This is a genomic window from Paenibacillus sp. 276b (assembly GCF_900107875.1).
Classification (GTDB): domain Bacteria; phylum Bacillota; class Bacilli; order Paenibacillales; family Paenibacillaceae; genus Paenibacillus; species Paenibacillus marchantiae.
The window spans coordinates 141,852-168,449 of record NZ_FNRR01000009.1 but is presented as its reverse complement, the minus strand read 5'-3'; the positions used below and the strand labels follow the sequence as shown (position 1 = coordinate 168,449).

Sequence of the window (26,598 nt, the reverse complement as noted above, 5' to 3'; positions counted from 1 at the left end):
AGTCAAAAAAGTGAAGGTTTTCAGCATTTTATCAGGTTGCCCTTGTGGGGCTTTTGTAAAACGTATAAAATGAGTACATCCCGTCCAATTTGGACGGCTTACTGTAAGACCGGGAGGGAAATAACGATGAGCGATAATAACGAACCGAAAAAGGTCAGTTTGCAGGATGCCATACGCCAGAAACTGGCACAGAAGAAAGAACAGGCAAACACCGGTAACCAATCCAGTGCCTATTTTGAAGGCGGCCCTAAAGCAATGAAGAGCCAAAACAACAAAAAGCCTAACAATCAGCGCCGCCGTACTGGCGGATCCTAGACCGCAAGAAGCTCTTGTATGAGATGTTTCTATGGTTACAGGATCACCCTGTATGACCAAAAAAGAACCGCAAGCCTCCTCTGGAGAGCTTGCGGTTCTTTTTATCTTTTATAAAAACGTACAGTTAACTACGTTAACCATTCTCAATGTAGCCTGAATAGCTTATCTTAAGCTTCTACCGGATACATTTTGTTACGCAATTCTTTAATTTCGTCACTTTCCAGGTACTCATCATAGCTCATTTGGCGATCAATAACGCCGTTTGGCGTGATTTCAATAATCCGGTTAGCGATGGTTTGAATGAACTGATGGTCATGGGATGTAAACAGCATGGTGCCGTCAAAATCAATCATACCGTTGTTCAGTGCGGTAATGGACTCCAGATCCAAGTGGTTCGTTGGCTCATCTAGAATCAGAGCGTTAGCGCCTGTTTGCATCATTTTCGCCAGCATACAACGAACTTTCTCTCCCCCGGAGAGTACACTTGCTTTTTTCAGGGATTCCTCGCCTGAGAACAACATACGACCCAAGAATCCACGCAGGTACGTTTCATCCTGATCTTTGGAATATTGACGAAGCCAATCCACGAGACTCATATCTACGCCGTCAAAATATTTGGAGTTGTCTTTCGGGAAATAAGCTTGAGTTGTAGTAATACCCCAAGTGTATTCACCACTATCCGCTTCTGTTTCACCCATAAGGATATCAAACAACAATGATTTGGCATTACCGTTCGGGCCAACAAAGGCAATCTTATCCCCTTTATTCACCACAAAGCTGAGATCATTCAGCATATTCACACCATCAATTGTTTTGTTGATACGGTCAACGGTCAACAATTGTTTACCCGCTTCACGCTCAGGCTTGAAGTTGATAAACGGATATTTCCGGTTCGATGGACGAAGATCATCCAACGTGATTTTGTCGAGTTGTTTCTTCCGGGAGGTCGCTTGCTTCGATTTGGAAGCATTCGCCGAGAAGCGTTGAATAAAGGCTTGCAAGTCTTTAATCTTCTCTTCTTTTTTCTTATTAGCATCACGTTGCAAAGCAAGTGCCAATTGGCTGGATTCATACCAGAAATCGTAGTTACCTACGTACAGCTGGATTTTACCGAAATCAATATCTGCAATGTGTGTACATACTTTGTTCAGGAAGTGACGGTCATGGGATACTACAATAACGGTACCTTCATAGTCCATGAGGAAGTTTTCCAGCCATTGAATGGATTCGAGATCCAAGTGGTTGGTAGGCTCATCGAGCAACAGGTTGTTTGGACGACCAAACAAGGCTTGTGCAAGCAGGACACGAACTTTTTCGTTACCGCTCAGTTCAACCATTTTCTTCTCATGCATATCACGATCGATACCCAGACCGATCAAGAGTGCCGCTGCATCCGGCTCAGCATCCCAACCGTTCAGCTCAGCAAACTCGCCTTCAAGCTCTCCGGCACGCAGGCCGTCTTCTTCAGTGAAGTCCGCTTTGGCATACAGCGTATCTTTCTCTTTCATAATGGCATAGAGGCGACTGTGGCCCATAATAACCGTTTCGAGCACTTGATATTCATCATATTCGAAGTGGTTTTGCTTCAATACGGCCATGCGTTCGCCCGGGGTGATGTGCACCTCTCCCGAGTTCGATTCGATTTCACCGGACAAAATTTTCAAAAATGTTGATTTGCCGGCTCCATTGGCGCCGATCAGGCCGTAACAGTTGCCTGGTGTGAATTTGATATTCACATCTTCAAAGAGTGCACGTTTTCCGTAGCGAAGCGTGATGCCGCTTGTACTGATCATTAAGCATTACCATCCTTTATTTATTAATCTGCATACTGCATGAATAGCAACTTGCATTAATCTTGGATTCAATATCCCGATGCCTATTCTGGCACCATATTATAACACAAAAAAGCGGCAAATTCGAAAATTGGCCGCTTTTTACTCGTTAAAGATTTGGTAATCGTTTATTCATGCGGATATACCCTTACATTAGCATATTTGGATCACTTTTGTTAGTCCTGTTTGCTTTCTTCGTGTCGAATACGCAATGTTTCCCCATGTCCGAGCACCCGAATGCGCTCTGCGTTGATTCCAAGTCGTTCTCGTTCAACTTCCATTCGATCCAGCGCTTCCTTAGGTGTGTCATCCGCTAACTTAAATGTTCCATAATGCATGGGAACCATAAGCTGGGAACCCGTTTCTACAAATCCCTGCAACGCTTCTTCCGGCGTCACATGCTGGGATGTCATGAACCATTCCGGGTCGTACGCACCGATTGGCATCAGGGTAACACCGATGTCGAAGCGTTCTCCAATCGTTTTGAATCCCTGAAAGTATCCTGTATCCCCTACAAAATAAATGATTGGCGGACCGCCAGAAGATTGATCAGCCGATGCCTCTATTGACTCATCCGTTCCTGCTGCTCGGGAAATTTCATGACCATGTCCTTCGCTCGTCGCGGCACTCTCCTCCGACGGAATGACTGCCGGGTGATTTTGTTCGAATACATAACCGCCCCAATGGGACGTGTTGGTATCAAATAGGGTTCGGCGTGTCCAGTGCTGCGCGGGTACAAAGGTTATTTTGACCCCGCCAAGCGTAATATGTTCCCACCACTTCATCTCATGACACCGATGGAAACCTTTGCGCACCATTTTGCGCTTGAGACCATCGGGAACGATGAGCAGTGTCTTGGCTGTGACCAACTTCCGCAGCGATGCGAGATGCAAATGATCATAGTGTGAATGCGAGATCAAAATGACATCCAGAGGCGGAATATCCTGAATCGGAATGCCAGGGGCACCGAGTCTGCGCTGAAACCCCATTTTTTCCGCCCAGACCGGGTCTGTCACGATGTTTAGTCCATGATATTGAATGAAAAACGTGGAATGACCAATCCAGGTAATCGTGGTTTCAGCCCGGTTGGCGTGCAGATAATCCAGTTCAGGTGGGTGCTTGGGCACGGTGTAGGAATAATCCTTAACTTTGCTGCGCCGTTGCTCCCTCCATTGCTTGAATTCCTTCAGCGTTTTGTCCGTACTTACATTATCAATGTTGTTATAACGGATTTTCGGCATGAAAGGGCCCTCCTCCCTTCCTCGTATCTTAACAAAAGATTACCCCGAATTGGAAAGTACGTACCAACGAATCAATCCTTTGGATTTTTGCACTTCGCCAAGTAGACGAACAAAAACGCAATTGCAGCCACGATAATCAGTGGCGGGGCGTACATAATCGTAAAGGTCTCAAAAAAACTTAATCCCGTTATACCGGGAATACCCCTCACTCCCTCGTCAGAGCTGAGAAGTAACCGTGGAAGCATGATGAACAGCTTGTTGGGAAGCATGAACGGACTCATCCTTTCTTTTTGCCAGCATTACCTCGCACATAATTGGCATCAAACAGAAACAGCTTCATAATGAGCACGAGTGAAGGAATGAGCACCAGCAGTCCCAGGCTGAACGCCGTAATGAGCGCAATACCCATCGTCTTGTTCGTAAAGCTGTCGAAAATATTAATGTACGGATACAGAATGTATGGAAGATGTGAGCGCCCATAGCCGTACCAGGCAAAGGCGAACTGCAGCATCACGGCGATAAAACACCAGCCCAAATATTTACGTTTCCATACCAGCGAGACGGCGATCACAAAACAGATAAAAGATGCGATAAACATCCATGAGATATTTAACATCTGCTCAAAGTGTGCGGGATTCTGTTTGTTAATCTGTAAAAATGCCAGAAAGCTGGCAAAAATCGTAGGCAGACTCCATAAGAGTGCATACTCCCGAAGAACTTCAAACGCAGTCTCATCCTCCGCCCGCTTGGCATAGTAGGAAAGAAACATCGCTGAGATATAGAGCACACTTACCAGTGCAAGCAATACAACAGACCAGGTATACGGATTCGTCAAAAACTCACGCCAGCGAAAAAATACCTGATCACCCACCTGCTCAATAATTCCACCTTCGGATATCGCCAAAATGGTGGAAAACACCGCCGGAATCAGCAATCCCGTCGCTCCATACAATGCCATGTAAATCCGGCTGTTCTGACCATTGTTCCCATAGGTATTATAGGCGTAGTACACGCCCCGGATCGCAAGCAGCACAATCGCTAATGAACCTGGAACAAGCAGCGCTGTCCCATAATAAAAAGCGCTATCCGGATAAAATCCGACCAGACCAACAACAAAAAAGATCAGAAACACATTCGTCACTTCCCACACGGGTGAGAGATAGCGCTGAATAATGTTATGGATTTTGTTCTCGTGTCCGGTTAATATGCTGTAAAAGCTGAAAAATCCGGCCCCAAAATCAATCGAAGCCACGATCAGATATCCAAACAGAAACGTCCACAAGATCGCGATGCCTGCAATTTCAAAGCTCAATGCACGATCCCTCCTTCCAGACCAAGAGACTCCAGTTCCTTCTCTGCTTCCTTGTTACGGAACAGCTTGCTGAGTACCCGAATCGCTGAAAAGCAAAGGATCAGGTACAGCAGAATAAACAGAACCAGCATCCAGCCTACAGAGGATGATGTTGTTGCTGCTTCCGACACCTTCATGTACCCGCGCAATATCCACGGCTGTCTGCCGACCTCGGCGAACATCCAGCCGAGCTCAATGGCAATCATGGCCAGGGGTCCAAGCAGGACGATGCCGAGCAAGAGCCATTTGGGATAAGGCTTGCGCCCCGGCAGCCAGCGTCGGAACACATAAAGCACCGGAATCAGCAGAATGATCACGCCGGTCGTTACTTTCAGGTCAAACATATAGTGAATGGACAACGGTGGCCTCAGATCGGCCGGAAATTCTTCAAGTCCTTTCACTTCCGTGTCCGGTCTGTTTCCCGCCAGTATGCTGAGTGCATAGGGGATCTCAATGGCGTATTTCACTTCATTGTTCTCATCAAGGATACCCCCATACACTAGCGGCGCCTTCGTCATCGTTTTAAAATGCCACTCTGCGGCGGCCAGCTTCTCCGGCTGGTATTTCGCCAGAAATTTACCGGAAGAATCTCCGATCATGACGGTGCTGACCGCAAATACGAGCGCACATACCGTTGTGAGTTTAAGCGCCTTTTTGTAATACACATGATCCCGACCCCGAAGCAAGCTGAATGCGGCGATGCCTGCCAATATACCCGCACTCAATGTGTATGACGAGGCGAGCACGTGAGATACCTTGGTCGGGGTAGCCGGATTCAGCATCGCAGCAATTGGATGGATGTCCTTCATGATGCCATTAATCAGGGTAAACCCCTGAGGCTGGTTCATGAAAGAATTCACCGTTGTAATGAATATCGCGGAGGCAGAGGATCCTAGAGCCACCGGAATCAACAGCAGCATATGGGTATATTTCTTTTTGAAACGGTCCCATGTGTAGAGGTAGATTCCAAGAAAGATGGCCTCTATAAAAAAGGCGAACGTCTCCATAAACAGCGGCAAGGCAATCGCCTGCCCCGCTACTCGCATAAACATCGGCCACAGCAGGCTGAGCTGTAAACCAATTGAGGTGCCTGTAACTACACCAACTGCAACGGTAATAACGAAACCTCGCGCCCATCTGCGCGCCAGCAAGGTGTAATGGATATCATTGGTGCGCAGTCCGCGCCATTCAGCCAAGGCGATCATGAGTGGAACGCCTACACCGATGGAAGCAAAAATGATGTGCACAAACAGGGTAAGACCGGTCAGCATCCGGCTGAGCAGAACAGGATCCAGGGATGACATGGGTTACACTCCTCTTTCACATAATCGTTATGTACGACTTCATACCGCCTGTGTGACGATATGCCTCAATAACTCATGATCCGGATAATACTTTTGACAACGGCATACAGCACGATCACGGCTGCGACCAGGCAGACGATAATAAGGGTTTTCTCTTGTTTACGGAACATAGACCTGCCGTCCTCCTTTTGCATGGCATGCAAATTATGGCTCTATAGACAGTTTGCAAAAGAAGTTGTTTTTTTATCCGGGGAATTTTGAAAAACAAAAAAAGCCTTTATCTATTTCAGGATAAAAGCATCCTATTAGATAAAGGCTTCTCTTGCCTTACAATAGTTCGTCTTGCTTAGGCAATCGAACCTTGAACGTGCTTCCTTTGTGCGGTGCGGATATAAAGGTAAGCGTTCCCTGGTGGTCCTCTACAATTTTGCGCGAAATGTAAAGCCCCAGTCCAGTCCCGCCAATCTGACGATGATCCGAATTGTCCACACGATAAAACTTCGTAAATAGCAGGTCCTGCACGTTCTCTGGAATACCTATTCCATAATCACGTACATCGATGCATAACCATTCTTTTTCTTCCCACAGCGTAATATCAATTCGGTCTGCTCCAGGTGAGTACTTGACTGCATTACCTACCAAATTATGCAGCAACTGAACCATCCGATTCTGGTCCGCGTAAGCAAAAAAGTCTCCATTAAACGCATGTACATAAATGCGCTGAATGGATTGCATATTCCATTGCTCAGCAACACCCTCAACCAACTCAAGCAACGGTACATACGTCTTATGATAGGTCATTCCTTCATTGTCCAGACGTTGAATATCAAGTACATCATCCAGCAGACTACTCAGCCGTGCGCCTTCCGAAGAAATGGTCTCCATGAAGTCCTGACGCTGTGAGGCGGGAAGATCATACATCATCATTAGTTCCACATAGCCCATAATGGTTGCTACAGGGGTACGAAGCTCATGGGACACCACGCTGATCAGTTCGTTTTTCATCCGATTCAGGCGTTCTTCCTCCGTACGATCGCGGAACACCAGGAGAAATCCATGGTTTTTACCAGGAACATCCATTTGCTTCATGTACAGGGAAAATACACTCTTTTCCACATCATTGAATATAAATTCAGTCTCCACAAAGGCCAGTTCTCCGTTCAGAAAAGCACGAGTCTGCTCAACCAAATTGAAATCGGCGGTTAACACCAGGGTATCAATGGCATTGGCTAAATCTTCGATCGATCTGCCCGAAAAATCTCCGAGGCCAAACATTTCTTCCATTCTTCTATTCACTATTGTGATGGTGCCGGAACGATCTGACATGACCAGACCTTCCCGAACGGATTCAATGAAATGCTCGCTGATGTCACGCTGTTCCTGAATGGCAACTTTTTCATGAAACAGCTCCGCATTCAGCTTCTCCAGAGCCAGCGCATGACGCACACGATCTTCTTCAGCCCTTGTGCGCTCGGTAATATCCTTGATAAACAAGTTATACAGCGTTTCGTTATTGCCCAATTGAATTTCTACAATTTTATACTCAATCGGAAAAACCGAACCATCCCAACGAATACCTGAAATCTCTTCGACAATGACATGCCGTTTACCCCGGATATATTCGAATCTCTCCAGCATTTCTTTGATTTCCATACAGCTCGCTCCTTGAAAAAGGGAAGGGGCCTCCTTCTCGAAAACAACTTCTTCTCGTTTCAGACCAAACATTCTTTCGGCTTCGGGATTAAACTCGATAATCAGTCCGTTTGAATCCACAGCAATAATGGCATCGATGGATGAATCAATAATGGCGCGTTTGATCTCCTCACTATTCTTCAGTTCTTTGGTTCGCTCTCTAACCCTGTCCTCCAGAGTGAGCTTGTCCTGACGAATCTGTTCGAATTGCTCTAGAAGCACATCAGCCATTTTGCGCAAATTACCAATCAGTATCTGTACTTCTGTTACATGGCTGGTTGGCCATTCCATCTCCCCATTACGAAATAACAGCCTCGGAAGAGAACCAGTCATGCGTGTAAGACGCTTCAATGGACTTATCACTTTTCGGCTGAGAGGAGCGGCGACAATCATGGAAGCCACAAAAATGATGAACAGAGATTGAAGTGTGGTCAAGTAGATCGCCTCAATCCGAGTGTAATAATTGGCTGAGTTGGTCTCAACAAATACTCGATATGGAGTGCTTGTAGTCATATCTGCTTCGTACATGAACGATGCCTGTTTCCAGTGAGTAAGTACATCACTATAATAAGCATCCCCGGAATGAAATAGTATGCTGTTCTCGCCTGGCTTGAGAACACGATATTTGTTGATATCCAGGTATTCTCCCACTTGGAGCGTATCCAGCCCAGAAGCAATGACCTTATCATTTGGGTCAAGAATGATGACATTCACACCCAGTAGATGATGATAACGCTCCATACTTTGATGCATGTTCTCTTGGGTTAGATATCGATCATTTAAATCCTTGATCACAGCATTCGCAGCATGTTTTAGATTAGATACAATGGTGTCATTGATCTGACCTAGCTGTCTTCGGCTATCGGCCGATAACAGAACAAGAGAGACAACGACTACAAAAGCTACGACGTATTTAAAAGCAATCCGTGTGAGCGGAATGGTTCCTGTCCGTTTCGACTTCAGCTCGCCATTGGTAATCCAGAAGTCCACCACAATACCTGCAATTAGTGCATTCACCATGCTAGTCACAGCAACATGCATATATCCATACTTTAATTCTTCAAGATTCATGCTCATCATGAAATATCCATAAAAGGTCACTGGCAATAACATCACGACCCAGAATGCAGCATTGGCCTTCATGACACTTCCATTCTTCCATCGGATCTGCCATCCCAGCATCCAGATTAATTCAATAGTATGAGCGCCAATCATAAAAAAACTATTTGGGACTAGACCCCCGAATAATACACCCAAGGTACAGATTGCTATCAAAGAAGTGAATCCGTATATGGCTCCATGTAAGCGCAAGGCAATAAAAGTTGCGGCTGTGCCGAACAACAGCTGTACCCCATAAAACAGAGTCAGCGGAAATATCGTTCCCAGCGTACCAAGGATAATTAGGATGGCCGTACCCAACCACGGAATACGGAGTTTGATTACCATCCACTCCAACACCTTATTTACCTTTATGTAGTCCATAGGCAGCTGGCCTTATGACTGATTTCTATGTTTGCATTCAACAACAACGTTGGTACCTCCTATGGATTAAAGCTCGTAAGATCTACTTTATTTCCCTCAAACCGTTCTGATACATTATACTGTAATAACTACTCGATGTAGCTTTGGGAAATTTTGAATGATCGGCAATTGAGCTGCATTCATGGTAAAATACTGAAGTTTAGCTGAAACCCTATAGAACTAACTACATATGCATCCTATATTCTGGAATACAAACATTAAAAAATTTGCAGCATTTCCACACATATTACGGCTTTTTCTAAGAAGTTTCTTAACAAATTCATTTCATCAGGAGTGTGACCTCAATGTCTATCAAAGTTCTTCTTATAGAAGATGAGAAAAATCTGGCCGACATGATTGCTTTCTTTCTTGAGGAGGAGGGTTACATAACTGAACGGGTCCATCATGCACGCGAAGCACTTCAACTTTTCCCACGATTCCAGCCCGATATTGTAGTGACTGACTTGATGCTGCCTGAAACAGACGGTAATGATCTGGTTGATGCGTTTCGCCAACACTCGACTGTACCCATATTAATGATCTCAGCCAGCACCATGCTGAATGATCGGCTCCGAGCATTGCACAATGGTGCGGATGATTTTCTTTGTAAACCCTTTAGTCTAAAAGAGCTTGACGCACGAATTAAGGCATTATTGCGCAGATCGGCCATCTCCTACCCGGACAAGCCGATAAAAGAGGACAAACCGGCTGAAATTGTCGGACATGTCAGTGTGAATGAGTACAGAAGAACTTTGTTTGTGGATGGCCTTGAAATTGAGGTCACTCATATTGAGTTTGAAATTATGAAGGAATTGTACCGAAATCCCGGCAAAGTGTTCACCCGCAATGAACTCATGGATCGTATTAAAGGCTCAGAACGGGCATATCTGGACCGTACAATCGATGTGCACATCTCCAGCCTGCGTAAAAAAATTGAACCCGACCCCAAAAATCCAAGGTATATCAAGACGGTTTGGGGAACGGGATATAAATACGTCATTTAGTACACGCCGAAATGAAATAATGGCTCATGTCCTCTCTCTGTCATCGTCTAATCGACTGGGTTGAGGGCTGAGCTGTTTTTGTTTTGTATGCAAAAGAATGCAGCAACCGCTGGATCTCCATGATCAGCCGATCTGGTTCTTCCTCTTGCCAGAGGATCATCTTTATCAGGCCCGTACCCGTAATAAGCTGCAAATGGCGCTTGCGAATCAACGATTGAAAATCCGTAATCACCAGCAAAGGAATCTGAGGCATAAATGCCCGAATGGCATTCGCTGCTGATACGGCTTGCCCAGCGTCCTGATAATCCACAATACAATAGTGAGCTGTGCCCCATTCCTCCCCCTCCTCGTTATTTACGTTCTTTTCTCTCTTCATTGCGGGCTCCCTCTGCTCGTCTGTTATCCATTCATTCAACAATTCAATCATATTGTCATAATCAATACCACGACTTCCGTCCGAAAGTACGGTAATGGGTTCCATAGGTATAACCTCCAGTTCATTCTCTCTTCTTATTGTGCCAATCTTCATTTAAAAATGTTCGTGTGTGAACATAAAAGAAGTGTTAACTATCTTCGTACGTCTTAACAAACTGTGTAAGGTTCATTACCCATTTCGCAGTTTGCGGCAATTCATGTAAAATAGGGATATGCCCGTGTCCATTGCGGGAACTTTAAGAATGAATCCGGTACAGGAGGTTATGAACCGATGAATATTGTTTCCATTGAACCAACACCCAGTCCCAATACGATGATGCTGCATCTGGACGAACGTCTGGAGGACGGGATCCGCAGAACATATACACTGGATAACGAACGGTCTGCTCCGGCGTTTATTCGCCAGATGCTTCATATTCCCGGAGTAAAAAGTGTATTCCACACGACCGACTTCGTAGCTCTTGACCGCAAGGGAAATGCGGATTGGTCCGTCATACTTGGCGAAGTCCAAAGCCGTCTTGGCCAACAGGGAATTGATCTGGACTGGATTGAATCTGAAGATGCCTCTGGTGAGCACTTCGGTGAAGCACAGGTATTCGTTCAATTTTTCAGAGGTGTGCCGATGCAAATTCGGGTCAAAGCCGGCGCCAAGGAAGAGCGCATTTCGCTCTCGGATCGATTCGTCAAAGCCGTTACTGAAGTCGCCAGTGCAACGCTGATCAAGGAACGGAAACTGAGTGACTATGGCGTTCGCTACGGTGAATTGCCTGAAATCGCAAGAGAAGTTGAACAGGAGCTGGAAGCAGCATATCCGCCTGAGCGTCTGGAACGCGTGATTCAACAAGCCATTGAGCACGGCTCCAATGCCGAAGAATTCGTGGAACGTCGCCGCCAGCTGGATGGTGCCGAGCTTGAAGAGGCTCTGCATAATGAGGACTGGAATGTTCGCTATGCTGCATTTGATGGCATGGAACCTACAGCAGAACGGCTGCCACTCGTTGCTCATGCACTCCATGACAATAAAATGCAGATACGCCGGCTGGCTGTTGTATATCTTGGTGATATGCGTACACCGGAAGCGATGGAATTGCTGTACGAAGCTCTGCAGGATAGTTCGCCTGCTGTACGTCGAACTGCCGGAGATACCCTCTCCGATATCGGTGATTCTGCAGCAACGGCAGCCATGACAGCTACGTTATCCGACAAGAGCAAGCTTGTACGCTGGCGTGCGGCCCGCTTCCTGTACGAAGTGGGAACCGAAGAAGCAGAGCAAGCTCTGCGGAAGGCAGCCGAAGATCCTGAGTTTGAAGTCAGCCTGCAAGCCAAAATGGCACTGGAACGGATTGAATCCGGGGAACAGGCAGCTGGAACCGTATGGCAGCAGATGGCTGGGCGTAACAAGACGTCGGAATAGTCCTTTCGATTCATATCCAACAATTGTTATTGCACTGGAATACCATGGGGGTTATACTGATTGTCTGTTTACTAAACAGGACATTGAGTGTTACGTTCTGTGATTTATAATTTCATAGACAATAGATACACCTCATCCATGATGATGAGGTAGAGGTCGCGGGTGCGATCAGTACGCTGAAGGAGGCGCTAAGGAGCCGCTTATGAATTCAGCCGAAAGGTGCACCCGCCGAAGCTCGCAGGACGGTTCCTTACGTTGTCCAGCGCGGCTGGGGCTGTTGCCGAAAGGTGCAGAACTGTCACAGATGTATGATGCCTTCCTCGGAGGGTATGATTTCTTCTGTGTTGAGCTATCTTAAACATCTGGGACGAGGTGCGGACGATTGATAATAAAGACCGCAGGCTAATGCCTGCGGTCTTTTGGTTATTTCCATTGTTCTGAACCCATTAGTACGCTGAAAGAAGGAGTGTTTCCATGCAAGACCGCAACAACCAAACTAACACAGGACCTACCCTGAAAAAAGGACTACGCGCACGGCATATGACCATGATTGCACTCGGTGGATCCATTGGTACAGGACTGTTCCTCGCAAGCGGAACCGCTATTTCCAATGCAGGCCCCGGCGGTGCACTGATTGCTTACGTTGCCGTCGGCATCATGGTCTTCTTTCTTATGACCAGTCTCGGAGAGCTGGCTACCTTCATGCCTGACTCCGGTTCATTCAATACGTATGCGGCCCGCTTCGTCGATCCTGCCCTTGGGTTCGCCATGGGTTGGAACTTCTGGTACAACTGGGCCGTCACCATTGCAGCAGAACTCGCTGCAGCAACCGTACTCATCAAATACTGGTTCCCTGACAGTTCATCCATGTTGTGGAGTCTGTTGTTCCTCGTATTAATCTTTGCCCTAAATGTACTGTCTGTTAAAGGGTACGGAGAGTCGGAATACTGGTTCGCCATTATCAAAGTCGCTACAGTGATCATCTTCCTTACCGTTGGTGTGCTCATGATCTTCGGCATTATCGGCGGAGAAGCGGTTGGATTCAGTAACTTTACTATAGGAGACGCCCCATTCCATGGCGGATTCTTTGCGGTTCTCGGTGTATTTATGGCTGCCGGGTTCTCATTCCAGGGAACGGAGCTCATTGGCGTCGCAGCCGGTGAGAGTGAAAATCCGCGTGAAAATGTCCCTCGTGCTATTCGGCAAGTGTTCTGGCGTATTCTGATCTTCTACATTCTGGCGATTACAGTCATCAGTCTGATCATTCCTTACACACATCCGAATCTGCTTAAAGGTGATCTGAACAACATCGGAGTTAGTCCGTTTACTCTTGTCTTTGAAAAAGCGGGTCTGGCCATTGCAGCTTCCGTCATGAATGCCGTTATTCTGACCTCTGTACTGTCTGCCGGGAATTCAGGCATGTATGCTTCAAGTCGTGTTCTGTATGCTCTTGCCCGGGATGGCAAAGCGCCTCGCTTCTTGGGTCGGCTGAACAAAAAGGGCATTCCAATGAACGCCCTGCTCTTGACCACAGCGGTAGGTATGCTCGCCTTTCTAGCCTCCCTTTTCGGTGATGGCATTGTATACACCTGGCTGCTGAATGCATCCGGTATGTGTGGCTTTATCACCTGGCTCGGCATTGCCATCAGCCATTATCGCTTCCGCCGTGCGTATGTGGCCCAAGGTCGGGATTTGAACGATCTGCCCTACCGTGCACGCTGGTTCCCATTTGGTCCGATCTTTGCTTTTGTGTTATGTATCGTCGTCATTATTGGACAGAACTATCAGGCGTTCACGGGCGATCAGATCGATTGGAGCGGAGCCCTCGTCGCTTACTTAAGCGTTCCACTGTTCCTGATCTTATGGCTGGGTTATAAATTTATTAAGAAAACAAAAGTTGTACCATTACAGGAATGTGATTTTACAACTACAAACGAATAACGATATTGCACAGGCAACCTTCTTTCCACTGGAGAGAAGGTTGCCTTTTTTGTTCGTCCAAGTTTCGGGATAGCCATCATCCACGTAAAAAAAGAACGCTCATCCATGAGCGTCCTTGTTCACCATAAGGTGTGTCCTATTATAATCATTCATACAAAGTTTGATGTCACATGGTCCAGGTAATTTTCACACGCAGATCCACGGTATCCTCCATGTTGGATACGTAATACGATATCGACTTCATGCCAAGCTGATACAGATCCTGCAAATCCTCTACTAGTCCCGTCTCGGTACCTTTGTATCTGAAAGTCAGCGAGGTTCCACCATCCTTGAGCACACTCTGAACTTTAGTTTTCAGTGCAGAATGACCACTAATCGCATCACTTTCGTCGTAGAGCGAGTATTCCAGTGTATGATACAGCTTCTGGTACGCGTTTGCCTTGCTACCTCCCGCCTTCACCAAAGTTTGCAAAGCTTCACGATAGGGAGCAGAGGCAGCAGGATACTTGCCTTTAGCTGTCCATACATGGTCACGTGCCATCTCATCATCACTGAGCAAATAATAATTGTGACTTACCTTGCCCTTACGGTCAGGAGTAGGATCATCCCACGTCGTATCCATATGGTACCACTTGCCATCCAGCTTGACGAGATTCCAGGCGTGTAATTGCTCACCAGCCGTTCCTTCCACAATCCGGTTCTCTATACCCACCTGCTCCAGCATGCGATAAGCCAGCAATGAATATCCCTGACATACGGTACTGCCGGTAACAAGTCCATCGTATGCAGTATATTTCTGCAAGGATGTATCGTAGGAAAGGTTAAGTACAATCCAGTCATGAATGACTTTAACTTTCTCATGATTCGTCATGCCAGGCACGATAATCTCTTTGAGCACGTTGGTCACCTTGCGGTTCACGTAGTCGGTCTGCTGCTTCGTTTCCCGATAGGCCAGCTTCACATGTACCTCTGCGGATACATTGGAGCCTTTATAGTTAAATGCATAACTTTTAACGGTATATTGAATATAAGGATCACTGGTCATTGCTTCGTCAATGGAGCTCTGCAACTGTTTTTTGAGGCCTTTCACATTGCCTTTGTATGTAAAAACAAGTTCCTCCGTACGCTGGGACATCGCATTCAGCAACGTCTCGCGCAGATCCGTATTCGTGGATATGTCCGATGTTCCCGACGCCGCGTACAGCTGATCCAGATCGACTGCATGTGGCAGTGCCACAGCAACAAGACAACCAGCCAATAGCAGGGTTATCACTCGTTTTCCGTGCTTGCCCATGAAAGGATACCACCTCTCTTTGCAAAGTTCTCATGCCTCATTGTATCACAAAAGGGATTGACGGCAGGCTTCTAGTTTTGTCGAAAAGCATCAAAAGAGACCCTCCGTAGAAGGTCCCCCTGTCTTCAGCAAAACACCCTAACCTACCCGTTATCCTCATCATATGACTCTTCCGGGCATTTATGCAACAAACTCCAATCAATATAAACGATTGCCGCTCATAAAGGTATCCGTCTTGCCCTGAAGCTTGGCCAGACGTTCCAATACCTGAGCCGCCTCGGCAACCGTCACTTTGCGTGCAGGCATGAATCGTCCTTCAATCGAAGGCAACAATCCCAGCTTGATGCTGAGGGAGACCGCTCCCTTGTTGTTGACTGCACTGGCATCTGCCAGGTTGGGAAGATCCGATGGCAATGTGTAGAATCCGGCCAGTTTCTCATAGCGCAAAATGCGCACGAGCAATACTGCCAACTCTTCACGAGTCATCTCCTCTTCTGGATTTAGCTTCGTTTCAGAATCAGCACCCGCTAACCAGCGCTGATCAATCAATGTCCGCACAGCTTGGTAATAAGGGCTCTCCGGGGTAATGTCAGCATATAGCTTCTCACTCCCGTTTCCACTGTAATACATATCCATATTCGGGTTAACCGCTCTTGCCAGATAGGTAAACCAATCACCCTTCGTGATGACCCGGTCTGGGAATACACGTCCCTGCTCATCTGAGTGAATTACGGCATGTTGAGTCATATTCCTAAGCGAAGCCTCCGCCACATGACCCGAAATATCACTAGGTTCAACATTCGCTGTGGCACTTCCAGTACCGTATAAAAACTTCCATTCCCCAGTGTTAGCATCAAGTACTTCATAACTGGCGGAAATCGAATTTCCATTTCGTGTAGGCTGGTAAACCAGGTTTACACCCGAGGGAACGACCTGACCTGTACTCATGGCATAACCACCGTAGCGGGAGTAAGCCAGTGTTAACTTGAATGCTTCCAGATAGGTTGCCTTTGCCTTTTCATAACTGATGGCTGGTTTGGTGTTTCCAGGCAATTGTTCAGGCGTTGCAGCAATTCTTGTATAAAATTCGTTGATGGCTCCATCCTTCAGGACTTGTACTTGTACTGTATCATCCATAACCGCAATTCCGTTCATGTAGCGCTGGAACATAAATGTACGTGCACCTTCAAATTCAAGCACGCTGGACAACCGGAATTGTTCTGCTGCACTTGGAACCAATGCAATCACCTTATTGATTGCAAGTTTCTCGGCTTGTGTCCGGGTTACAGACTTAGTCTCATTCTCATCCGCTGGTTTCTCCTGCGCAGCACCCGGCTCCACCCGTTGATACAAGCTGTAACTATAAATCTGTCCAGTAAGCGCATCTACCTGTGCTGAAATATCTCGCATGAACATGTAGGATACATTCGCATTTCGATTGCTCCAGCTCAGGCTCCATACTTGATTGTTAGGACTCGCATACTCACCTTTGCTTAACTGACTATGCTCCAACTTGTAACCTTTCGGAATATCAAAGTTCTTTTTAATGATGTTCTCAGCCTGTTGTGCATTTAATTTCTGGCCGTTCGCTGCGACAAAAGGAGCTACACTTCCTTTTAAAGGTTTATTCTGCTGTAAAGAATCTTCATCACCAATAGCTTTTCCAGTCATCGCGTTAATCGGCTCCAGTGTATTAGCATCCAGCGGAACCATGCTGGAATTCTTCGGCATATAACCAAGATAATACTTTTGTCCTTTGAGCGAGGATAGACGATCATTCGAGATATAAGCGAGCTGTACATCAAATTGCTCCTCAAATCGTTGACTGGCCTTCTCTTCCGATGCTGCCGACTTCGATGAAGGATATTCAGCTCCAGTTGTACTTCTTGAATAGCCTGTCACCAGGCCACTTTCATCCACACTTATGTAGATCGTCTCTGCCTCAGACAACAAACCTTCATGCTTGAGTTGGTAACCATATCGATATTCCGTTCTGCCAAACAAAGATTGCTGTGCAGTGAATTGATACACATCTCCAAGAGAAGCATACTCATTTTCTTTCAATCCGGGAATAGCTTTGAATAGTAATGCCTCTGCATACTTCTCAGCCTCGTCTTTGGTCAATTTGACATCAGAAGCAGTAGACTGCTTATCCAGTAATTCAGAAGGCAAATGTACGCTTAGCACTTCCCCCGTGCCCGCATGTACCGTTGCGCTGAATCCCATCGTATGATTTCCTTCGACAATTTGAAAGCCAATCTCCCACGCCTTGTAATCCGGTGGTGGGTAAGAGTTCGGTGAATCGAATCGTACAGATGAAATCGTCGCCTTTTTTAACAATGGAAATAATTTCAGTATATTCTCGCTGGCTTGCTTGGAGGAGATTTTGGCTCCTTCAGGCACCTCGTTGTCTGTTAATCCAAGTGGTTGTTCCGTTTCCCCCGCTGCGGATTCTGTTACCTGTTCCGCTGTCGCTGCCGACGCGCTGCCTGCAAACCCTGGTGTCTGTGATGCCAGAAGCAAAGTTGCCATGGCTGCTGTAGCCGCTTTGGCTGTAAACATTTTGAATCGCACATTAAAATTCCAATCAAAACTCAAATCTGGACCTCTCCCTTCAATTTCATACAAGGTTGCATGCAAAATAACCTCGCATGAATATTGCCAGTCTATTCTATGATACCATAAGCTTCCTTTTTAATCGTCATTTTCCCAACAATTTTACAAATGTGAATTTCTGCATATTTTATAGAAACAGCAAAAAAACGCCAACCGGGTTGACGTTTCGACGATCAGCCTGAGCATCAAGTGGGCTGAATTTTCTCTATATTAACGTTCGGTATAACAGATTCATTGGACTGAGCCTGCACCTGTACATGAGTTTTCAAAAATGGAATCACCGTATTCCAGAACGCGGGATCTTCTTCTGAACAGCTATGGCCACCGCTATTGACCCATAGATGCTCCACGGGCGGATCCGCTTTGGACATAAAATATTCAAGTTCGCTTGGTGGAATAAAGTTATCACCTTTGGAATGCACCATAAGCATCGGCAGCTGCATGCCTTTGCGCCGTTCGTTCAGCAGCATAACTGGATCGCGCTGGCGATACGTTTTCAGAGATTCACCAAGCCGCCAGAACCAGATTCGCGGAATCAGCTGGGCCAGCGGAAACAGAGGCAGACGGCGCCGTCTCAGCTCGGAACTTACGATAACCTCGAATTGGGATGGCATGGAGTCCGTGATCACCGCTGATACAGGAATGCCCTCCGTCACAGCGAGGATCGTGCCTAGCCCGCCCAAGGAGTGCCCAAGCACACCGATTGCTGCTGGATCAATTTCCGGCCGTGAGGACGTATATTGCAATGCTGATAGCAAATCGTCGCGGAACAGGTAAGCTGAAGCCGCTTTAACTGGATCACTGGCTCCATGGCTTCGAACATCGTACATAAAGAGCGCATAACCTGCTTCCCAAATGGGACGAGCATAACGGAGGACACGTGATCGGTTGGAGCCCCATCCATGTGCAATAATAACCAAAGGCCAAGGCTTCGGGATATGAGCTCCAGCCGGAATGAACCAGCCATGCACTCGCCCGCCTCCACTCTCAAAGGTTATATCCTCAAATGGCATGGGCGGTGTGAGCGTAATCGGAATCTTTTTGGGGGTCTGACTATTCACCGCTGCCTTCCATAAACCACCCGCAGTTACCGCGGCAACAGCAATCATCCCGCCAATCATCGTTTTAGCTTTCACTGGTGTCACTCCTCTCCGTTTTCTGGCCTAACTCCATCATAAGACAGCAAGGTTAACAGGACGTTAATCCACATCACTTCTTATATTATCTAATGGTACAGAAGCTCTCCTTATATATACCCCGATGTGTCTGGTCCACTTCTGTTGGTTTCCTGGTTCAACCCTCGAGTTTCGCTATTTCCACAAATGCACGTGTGCAAGCGGCAATCTGCTCATCATTCCCTGCTGCAAGTGCTTCTCGTGGCAAAAGTGCACTTCCAAGCCCCACTGCCGCCGCACCCGCTGCATAATAATCTGCAATGTTATCCAGGGTGGCTCCTCCTGTTGCAAGCAGTGGAATATGATTCAGTGGAGCCTTAATTTCACGTAAATACGGAATACCCAGACTCGCCATTGGGAACAGCTTCACCACTCTTGCTCCTGCTTCATAGGCAGCCACAATCTCCGTTGGCGTCATCGCACCGGGCCAGATCTCCACTCCATGTTCTACAGCATATTCAATAACAGACAGATCGACATTCGGAGATACGAGAAATTGAGCACCCGCTGCGACGGCTTCTTTGGCCATCTGCACATTGAGTACCGTGCCCGCCCCGATATAAGCCTTCCCCTCATGCCTTGCACGCCAGTCTGCAATAATATCGTGTGCCCCAGGTGTGTTCAGCGTCACTTCCATCAGTCGGATTCCACCATCAGTCATTCCCTGCCCTGCTGCCTGAGCAGATTCACGGCTAATACCACGAACAATAGCCACCAGTCTCGATTCCAATAATACTTCCGTCAGATTCATGCCAACTTCCCCTTGTTTCATAGATTCGGCAGCCGAAGACAAGTATTCGTTATCACCGCTTTTCCGTTAGTCACTATTGTAAAGCATATCGTCCCCTGGATGAAATCATTTGATCCAATTTCTTGTGAGAGTGAGTGCACCAATGTCTCCAGTATAAAGTTAAATAGGAACACAAAAACCTCTCCATGGAAAAAGGGATTATTCATCCACTTTGTTCCATTAGAGAGGTTTGCTCTAAGCATTTTCCAGCACGTTATTATCCTTCTCCAGATCCTTAAAATACTTATCATTATACAACATGCTCGGATGTGTTGGATGGTACATCAAAGCAATGTCATTGTGCTCTTTGGCTTTTGCCCGATTGCCCATCCGGTCATAACACACACACAATTGTAGATGCGGCATCCATGTCCATGCAGCTTCATTCAATACTACCATTGGATCGGTCGGGCGTACGGCGCGGGTCGCCTGTTCATACCAGTATAAGGCTTTGCGGTAATCGGCACGGTCGGCAAAATATCCACCCAATCGGCAGCAGATCTCTGCCCTCGGCAAATCAAAGGCAAAGGATCTCAACAATGCCGAGACTTCCTTTTCCGAACGTTCAAGTGATACCTCGCAATCAGCTATTTTCTGGCATGCTGCGATCTGATCCTCCACCCATCCCAGCCCGGTGTCCAGAAATTTTCCATAGTACTGTACTGCATCTTCAAGATGCCCGTGGTCTTTCAATTCATTGCCAAAATAATATAAATCACGCGGAGAGAACTCCTCCCCTGCCTGTTCGCGTTTGCGATAAATCTTTAGATTGCGATCCGTGTATTCCTTATCTTTCTTATGCGTGACTGCCACGTCGCTATGCAGCAGATGACCGGCCACTTCCAAATATTCATGCACGGCACCAATCCAGCGATAATTCCGATCCCTGCGCACCAGTCGGTTCCGCCTCAGACTATATGCCACCTTCCCCTCCGCCGTAAAGGACAGATGATAATCCATCGTCACACTATCCACAGCAGGGTCCAGGGAGCGCTTCAGTTCAATGAGCTTCACCCGGTCATCCGGTTCAAACACATCATCTGCATCCAGCCATAGTATATATTCACTTGTTGCCTGTTCAAAAGCAAAGTTCCTTGCTGCCGCAAAATCATCCACCCATTCAAAATCAATGATGCGTTCCGTATAACGAGCTGCGATCTGACGCGTCTGGTCCGTCGAACCCGTATCTACAATTACAATCTCGTCAGCGATCCCATTAACAGAGTCCAGACATCTGGAGAGGGAAGCCTCTTCATTTTTCACAATCATACACAGCGAAATACTGATCGATTCCTCTCCGCGTATGGCTCTGCGATTAAAAGCAGCTACTCCGGGCAATTCCGATAGTCGGTAGATGTGATAGGCCGGAAAATGTGTATCTACGTATAAACGGAACCCCAGTGCCTGAGCACGGATGCAAAAATGGCGATCTTCTCCCCAGAAAGATACATTCGGAATCTGGTCATAGGAAACTCCGGACTCCAATACGTTCCTGCGAATAAGGGTACACGCCCCAAGTCCACCCACTTCATAACAACCCGGGGTACGCAATTGCCTCAGGAATGCATCCGTCTGTGTACCTTCGTCCTCTGCTTCCTCCCCTGTATTGCGTTTGCCTCCCTTGCGAAACAGGGCGTACTCATCCTGCAACCAGACTTGTGGCATTTCCCTTGTGCCCGGCTGCCATCGAGTCCAGAAGATATTGGAGATGATCTCCTTCCTGTTCGATACGAGCTGTTCCAATGTCCGTGGATGCAGGACGAGATCGGAATCAATCAAGAACACGGCATCGTACTTCTGGTCACGGGCATATGCCAAAATACGATTTTTCAGTCCGGCTACACGCCAGATCTGTTCGTCACGCCAATAGTGCCCACCCTCGTCCTTGTTGTAAATTCCTTTTCCCTGATTGGCATCTGTTTCATCTACATTCGCATCCAAAAGGTTGCCTTCATGCCGAAGTACAAACTCCTGGAGCATATTGGATGCCGCTTCTTCTTCGTTGTCGTCCACAAACAGATAGTCTGTCGTTACCGTCGTTCTCTCAAGCGATTCCAAGGACTGGAGAAATTCACGGAGTACCGCAGCCGTCTGCCGAACAGGGCTTGCGATAAGAATCTTTTCCTTTGGCTCTTCTTTACCTTTTTCTTTTTCCTTCTTCAACTCTATTGTCCTCCTTCCCTTATTCCGACCATTCCAGAAGTATTGGATCTGCATCCAAAATGGATTCGTACTGTTCCTTCCAGCCATATCTCGCATCCGGGTCCAGTGCTTGATAACGCTCGTATTTACGAATCCGGTCCTCTGCACGCGCCCAACCATAGTGCTTCACTCGAGGGGAGTGACATCCATAGGCAAAATGCTGAATCGTTAGCGGAAAACGGCCGCAGTGCTGCGGGGTTTCCTTCCACTCATAGCTCCATTCCGGTCGGTATCGGACCAGAAATGGCCGATAATACGCATGAGCCTGCCAGTATTGGTCTTCCCGGTAATGTGTATCACTCCACATATCAAACAACCTGAAATAAATGGCGTCCTCCGTTCCACCCAACAGTTGATTCCGTACAATACCAAAATCCGTTGTCAGAATTTCATCCGCGTCCAGGTTCAAGATCCATTCCGGTCCTGTAGCCACTGTTGTCTCCCACTGCTGCTTGCGTAAACTCACCTCATCTGCAAATAGGGAGGCCGGATTCACAATCAACGTAAGCGGGATTCCCTCCAGCATTTCCTGGCATAAAGCGACGGTATGGTCTGTACTTCCGTCGTCAATGATCACCGCACGATCAATCCACGGCCGGTGAGTCTCCAACGCCTGTCTGAGATACCTGTGCTCCTCATTGCGAACAATCATGGACAAGGTGACATGCGGCCTCGTGGTTGCTTCACGATCTTCCAACTCCCCACCTCCAGGCTGAGTCTGTCACGCGTAATAATTGATGTGATATGAATGATTAATTGGCTGAACCTCTATTAACCTCAATATCTAATCTATGCACGTCTGGAACAGGGTTATGTCTGGCAGGGAAACCTTTCATGACGTTTAGGAATCTTGAAATATGATATGCCCTTCTTTCATGAACAACGACAAAAAAGGCACCCGCTTTCGCAGGTACCTCCTTAATGGAATATTTCATTGGTTTAATAGTTAATGACCTATTGAGATCTCAATATAGATGAGGTTGAATAATCAACGATACGCTGCCAGACGATCATTCAAGCTGCGTGTTTGCCCGTACACATCCTGATACAGTGCAAACAGTCCGTCATACACCTTAACCGTTTCCGGGTTAGGCACATAGGATTTGGCAGGACGAATGAATGCTGCTGCACATTCCTGCAAGGATGGGAACCAGCCACAGCCATAAGCCGCCAGCATTGCCGCGCCCATTGCCGGGCCCTGTTCACTTTCCAATTTCACAATGGTTGCATTGAAGACATCGGCCTGCATTTGCAGCCAGGCTTCATTTTTGGCGCCGCCACCAATGGAAATAACTTCATTCACTGTTTTGCCAGCGTTACGCAGAATATCGATGGACTCACGCAGTGAGAACGTAATGCCCTCCATCACAGCACGTCCAAAATGCTCCAGCTTATGTCCGGCATCCATGCCGATAAAGCTGCCACGAATGTTTGCATCCGGGTGCGGTGTACGCTCGCCGACGATATAAGGTGTGAACAGCAACCCGTTGCTTCCCGCTGGAATCGCATCAATGCCCTGCAAGAGCACATCAAATGATTTGTCTGCTGCAAACGTATCCTTGAACCAGGACAGGCTGTATCCTGCCGCAAGGGTTACTCCCATAATATAGAAGGCATCTTTCTCGCCATGGTTAAAAAAGTGCACTTTGCCTTCGAAATCGAGATCTTTACGCTCTTCATAAGAAAGCACTACCCCGGACGTTCCGATGCTGCACATCGTCTGTCCTTCACTCAGAATGCCTGCGCCGATGGCTCCGCAAGCATTATCCGCACCGCCTGCATAGACTTTCGTTGCGGCTGCAAGTCCAGTTTGATCCGCAATCTCAGGCAGCAATGTGCCCACTTCTTCAAATGACTCCACAAGTCGTGGGCACAAGGAGAGCGACAGCTCAAAAGCTTCTGCAATTTCCTTGCTCCACTGCTTGCCTGCAACATCCAGCAGCAATGTGCCTGCTGCATCCGAATAATCCATGGCATAATCACCTGTCAGGCGATACCGCACATAGTCCTTCGGCAACAGGAACAGAGCTGCCTGTTGCAGCGATTCCGGCTCGTTTTCCTGTACCCACAGGATTTTGGGCAGGGTAAAACCTTCGAGTGCACGGTTACGGGCAATACTTAACAATTTGCTATCCAGCACCTTCTCAATGCGGCGGCACTGCGCTGTTGTCCGTGTATCGTTCCACAGAATGGCATTGCGCAGCGGTTTACCTTCGGCATCCACCAGCACCAATCCATGCATCTGTCCGGAGAAGCTCAGTCCTTCGATTTCCGAAGGATGTACGCCTGACACCTCCAGCAATTTGCGCAGCGATACAATCGTCTGCTCTACCCAATCTTCGGGGTTCTGCTCACTGTATCCAGCTTTGGGTTGGTACAGCGGATAAGCCTCGGAAGCTTCAAACGCCACTTTCCCTTCACGGTTAACCAGCACCGTTTTAACTGCGCTGGTTCCCAGATCGACACCAATTACGTAACTCATGGGTTAACTCCTCTCGTTTATCTCAGGTTATATCCACGAAGAATCCAAGTTTACATGAGAGTCACTCCGTGATCAGAAAACCCTTGGATCGCCGTTACCCCCGGATTTCCTTCATCCCTTTTATATGGGAGAAATCCGGGGATAAATGCGACCGCTTCGCTTCCTCCGGGTCCTTTCTGCTCACTCCGTTCTGCATGCTTAATCATGGACACACATGGATATGAAACGAGTAAAACGTACTCGTTTCTGTAGCTAAAATCGTGCCTACGACCTATATCTGTCATTAGTAGTGGACACGCAAACCATAATGCACAAGAAACTCATTCGGTTCAAGGATCAAAAAACCGTCCCCGCCTTCCCAGGGGAAAGTCGGGGACGGTCCGAATGTCATGCTTGTTCAGGCGTTCCGTGGTACAAGCTTAGGCTATGCTGGCGTGCACACTTTGTTATACTCCTGCACAAGCGTCACTACAGGCAAAACGTATGGTTGGTTCACAATCTTCCATACCAAAAGCCTAACTGATATTAGTCAGCCAGGATGTATTGGTTGAGTTTTGCTCTCAGCAATTCCTGACGTCCGGATTGGTTTTTGCGTGGGCTTTCGTTGTTCAGTGCGTACTCTGCAAGGGAAGCCAGTGTTGCTTTACCTGCAACCACATCTGCACCGATACCTTCGCTGAAGCTGCTGTAACGTTTTTCGATGAAGTCATCGAATACACGATCTTCAATCAATTTCGCTGCTACTTTCAGACCTTTAGCATACGTATCCATACCAGCGATGTGTGCCAGGAACAGATCGTCTGCTTCGAAGGAACCACGACGGACTTTGGCGTCGAAGTTCACACCACCACGGCCGATACCGCCGTTTTTCAATACTTCGTACATTGTCAATGTAGCATCGTACATATCAACCGGGAACTCATCCGTATCCCAACCGATCAGCATGTCGCCTTGGTTGGCATCGAGGGAACCGAGCATGCCGTTTGTGCGGGCAACACGGATCTCGTGATCGAATGTGTGACCAGCCAGTGTAGCATGATTAGCTTCCAGGTTCAGTTTGAAGTGTTTGTCCAAACCGTATTTTTGCAGGAATGCAATGGATGTTGCTGCATCATAGTCGTATTGGTGCTTCGTTGGCTCTTTCGGTTTAGGCTCGATCAGGAATTGTGCATCGAAGCCAATTTCCTTCGCGTAGTCTACTGCCATGTGGAACATACGGGCAATGTTGTCTTGTTCCAGTTGCATGTCTGTGTTGAGCAATGTGTCATAACCTTCACGACCGCCCCAGAACACATAGTTTTCTGCGCCCAGACGTTTACCCACTTCCAGACCTTTTTTGATTTGCGCTGCAGCATGAGCGTACACATCTGCGTTGCAAGTGGAAGCTGCACCAAACATGAAGCGTGGGTTGGAGAACATGTTTGCTGTATTCCAAAGCAGTTTTTTGCCGCTGGATTTCATGTGACCTTCAATCAGGTCAACGATCGTATCGATGTTGCTGTAGAACTCACGCAGGCTGTTGCCTTCTGGTGCGATGTCCACATCGTGGAAACAGAAGAACGGGAGATTCATTTTTTCCAAAAATTCAAATGCTGCTTCCACACGTACTTTCGCGAGGTCCAGACCGGAGTATTTATCCCAAGAACGAACAGCAGTCTCCGCACCAAACGGGTCACTACCACCCGCTGTTAATGTATGCCAATAAGCCATGCCGAAACGGAAGTGCTCTTCCATCGATTTGCCGGCTACAACTTCTTCCGGATTATAATGTTTAAAAGCAAATGGATTCGTGGAATCTTTACCTTCGAATGAAATTTTATTAACGGATTCAAAATAGGCCATGTAAAATGCCTCCTCAATAGTTTTGAAAGTAATCGTTTACAACGTTATCCTAACACATCGGTTATACTTTGTCTATTGGTTAAACAAAGTAAAAATAAAAATGTTTTTTGCACGTTTGTTTACGCTATAATAGTCGAATAGCTTGTT

19 protein-coding genes and 1 riboswitch are annotated in these 26,598 nt (G+C 47.2%); of the genes, 4 read left to right on the top strand and 15 right to left on the bottom strand.

Features of this window, described 5'->3' with window-relative positions:
• The first annotated feature begins 126 nt into the window (after positions 1-126).
• Entirely contained in the window at positions 127-315 is a 189-nt protein-coding gene (locus tag BLV50_RS28985) for a hypothetical protein (protein WP_063566591.1), read from the top strand.
• 167 nt (positions 316-482) lie between these two features.
• Here the strand turns inward: BLV50_RS28985 and BLV50_RS28980 are convergent, their stop codons facing one another.
• From BLV50_RS28980 to BLV50_RS28955, 6 genes are all read right to left on the bottom strand, one after another.
• The gene (locus BLV50_RS28980) at positions 483-2,108 is read right to left on the bottom strand and encodes an ABC-F family ATP-binding cassette domain-containing protein (protein ID WP_063566590.1); all 1,626 of its coding nucleotides are present in this window, start codon (positions 2,106-2,108) and stop codon (positions 483-485) included.
• Positions 2,109-2,323: 215 nt separating this feature from the next.
• Positions 2,324-3,388 (bottom strand): MBL fold metallo-hydrolase, encoded by a 1,065-nt coding sequence (locus tag BLV50_RS28975; RefSeq protein WP_090811390.1) that lies wholly within the window; start codon positions 3,386-3,388, stop codon positions 2,324-2,326.
• A 71-nt stretch (positions 3,389-3,459) separates the two neighbouring features.
• Positions 3,460-3,657: a cytochrome bd oxidase small subunit CydS family protein gene (locus BLV50_RS28970; protein WP_063566588.1), complete on the bottom strand. Its 198-nt coding sequence runs from the start codon at positions 3,655-3,657 to the stop codon at positions 3,460-3,462.
• Between the two features lie 8 nt (positions 3,658-3,665).
• Entirely contained in the window at positions 3,666-4,700 is a 1,035-nt protein-coding gene (locus BLV50_RS28965) for a cytochrome d ubiquinol oxidase subunit II (RefSeq protein WP_063566587.1), read from the bottom strand.
• Entirely contained in the window at positions 4,697-6,043 is a 1,347-nt protein-coding gene (locus tag BLV50_RS28960) for a cytochrome ubiquinol oxidase subunit I (RefSeq protein ID WP_063566586.1), read from the bottom strand. The genes BLV50_RS28965 and BLV50_RS28960 overlap by 4 nt, the downstream gene beginning before the upstream one ends.
• Positions 6,044-6,370: 327 nt before the next feature.
• Positions 6,371-9,181, bottom strand: coding sequence for an ATP-binding protein (locus BLV50_RS28955; protein ID WP_177031289.1), 2,811 nt, complete (start codon positions 9,179-9,181; stop codon positions 6,371-6,373).
• Between the two features lie 380 nt (positions 9,182-9,561).
• On the opposite strand from BLV50_RS28955, the gene BLV50_RS28950 reads away from it, so the two are divergent.
• The gene (locus BLV50_RS28950; protein ID WP_064640594.1) at positions 9,562-10,260 is read left to right on the top strand and encodes a response regulator transcription factor; all 699 of its coding nucleotides are present in this window, start codon (positions 9,562-9,564) and stop codon (positions 10,258-10,260) included.
• A gap of 40 nt (positions 10,261-10,300) precedes the next feature.
• Here BLV50_RS28950 and BLV50_RS28945 read toward each other — a convergent pair whose 3' ends face one another.
• Complete coding sequence (locus BLV50_RS28945) at positions 10,301-10,741, bottom strand: hypothetical protein (protein WP_090811386.1); 441 nt, start codon at positions 10,739-10,741, stop codon at positions 10,301-10,303.
• Between the two features lie 225 nt (positions 10,742-10,966).
• On the opposite strand from BLV50_RS28945, the gene BLV50_RS28940 reads away from it, so the two are divergent.
• A complete protein-coding gene (locus tag BLV50_RS28940; protein WP_090811384.1) occupies positions 10,967-12,109 on the top strand; it encodes a virulence factor in 1,143 nt (380 codons plus the stop codon).
• A 142-nt stretch (positions 12,110-12,251) separates the two neighbouring features.
• A riboswitch (Lysine riboswitch) is annotated at positions 12,252-12,469 on the top strand.
• Positions 12,470-12,583: 114 nt separating this feature from the next.
• Entirely contained in the window at positions 12,584-14,050 is a 1,467-nt protein-coding gene (locus BLV50_RS28935; protein WP_063566581.1) for an amino acid permease, read from the top strand.
• Positions 14,051-14,216: 166 nt separating this feature from the next.
• Here the strand turns inward: BLV50_RS28935 and BLV50_RS28930 are convergent, their stop codons facing one another.
• The 8 genes from BLV50_RS28930 to xylA form a co-directional block, all read right to left on the bottom strand.
• Positions 14,217-15,344 (bottom strand): transglutaminase domain-containing protein, encoded by a 1,128-nt coding sequence (locus BLV50_RS28930; RefSeq protein WP_090811382.1) that lies wholly within the window; start codon positions 15,342-15,344, stop codon positions 14,217-14,219.
• Between the two features lie 198 nt (positions 15,345-15,542).
• Positions 15,543-17,942 (bottom strand): YcdB/YcdC domain-containing protein, encoded by a 2,400-nt coding sequence (locus BLV50_RS28925; protein WP_090811380.1) that lies wholly within the window; start codon positions 17,940-17,942, stop codon positions 15,543-15,545.
• Positions 17,943-18,145: 203 nt separating this feature from the next.
• Complete coding sequence (locus BLV50_RS28920; RefSeq protein WP_256338072.1) at positions 18,146-19,096, bottom strand: alpha/beta hydrolase; 951 nt, start codon at positions 19,094-19,096, stop codon at positions 18,146-18,148.
• A 157-nt stretch (positions 19,097-19,253) separates the two neighbouring features.
• Positions 19,254-19,886, bottom strand: a complete 633-nt coding sequence (locus tag BLV50_RS28915) for a bifunctional 4-hydroxy-2-oxoglutarate aldolase/2-dehydro-3-deoxy-phosphogluconate aldolase (protein WP_063566578.1) — start codon at positions 19,884-19,886, stop codon at positions 19,254-19,256.
• 234 nt (positions 19,887-20,120) lie between these two features.
• Entirely contained in the window at positions 20,121-22,088 is a 1,968-nt protein-coding gene (locus BLV50_RS33635; RefSeq protein ID WP_256338071.1) for a glycosyltransferase, read from the bottom strand.
• Positions 22,089-22,107: 19 nt separating this feature from the next.
• A complete protein-coding gene (locus tag BLV50_RS28905) occupies positions 22,108-22,824 on the bottom strand; it encodes a glycosyltransferase family 2 protein (RefSeq protein WP_240321507.1) in 717 nt (238 codons plus the stop codon).
• A gap of 291 nt (positions 22,825-23,115) precedes the next feature.
• Positions 23,116-24,609 (bottom strand): xylulokinase, encoded by a 1,494-nt coding sequence (xylB, locus tag BLV50_RS28900; RefSeq protein ID WP_090811376.1) that lies wholly within the window; start codon positions 24,607-24,609, stop codon positions 23,116-23,118.
• A gap of 525 nt (positions 24,610-25,134) precedes the next feature.
• Positions 25,135-26,451: a xylose isomerase gene (xylA, locus tag BLV50_RS28895; protein WP_063566575.1), complete on the bottom strand. Its 1,317-nt coding sequence runs from the start codon at positions 26,449-26,451 to the stop codon at positions 25,135-25,137.
• Positions 26,452-26,598 lie beyond the last annotated feature (147 nt).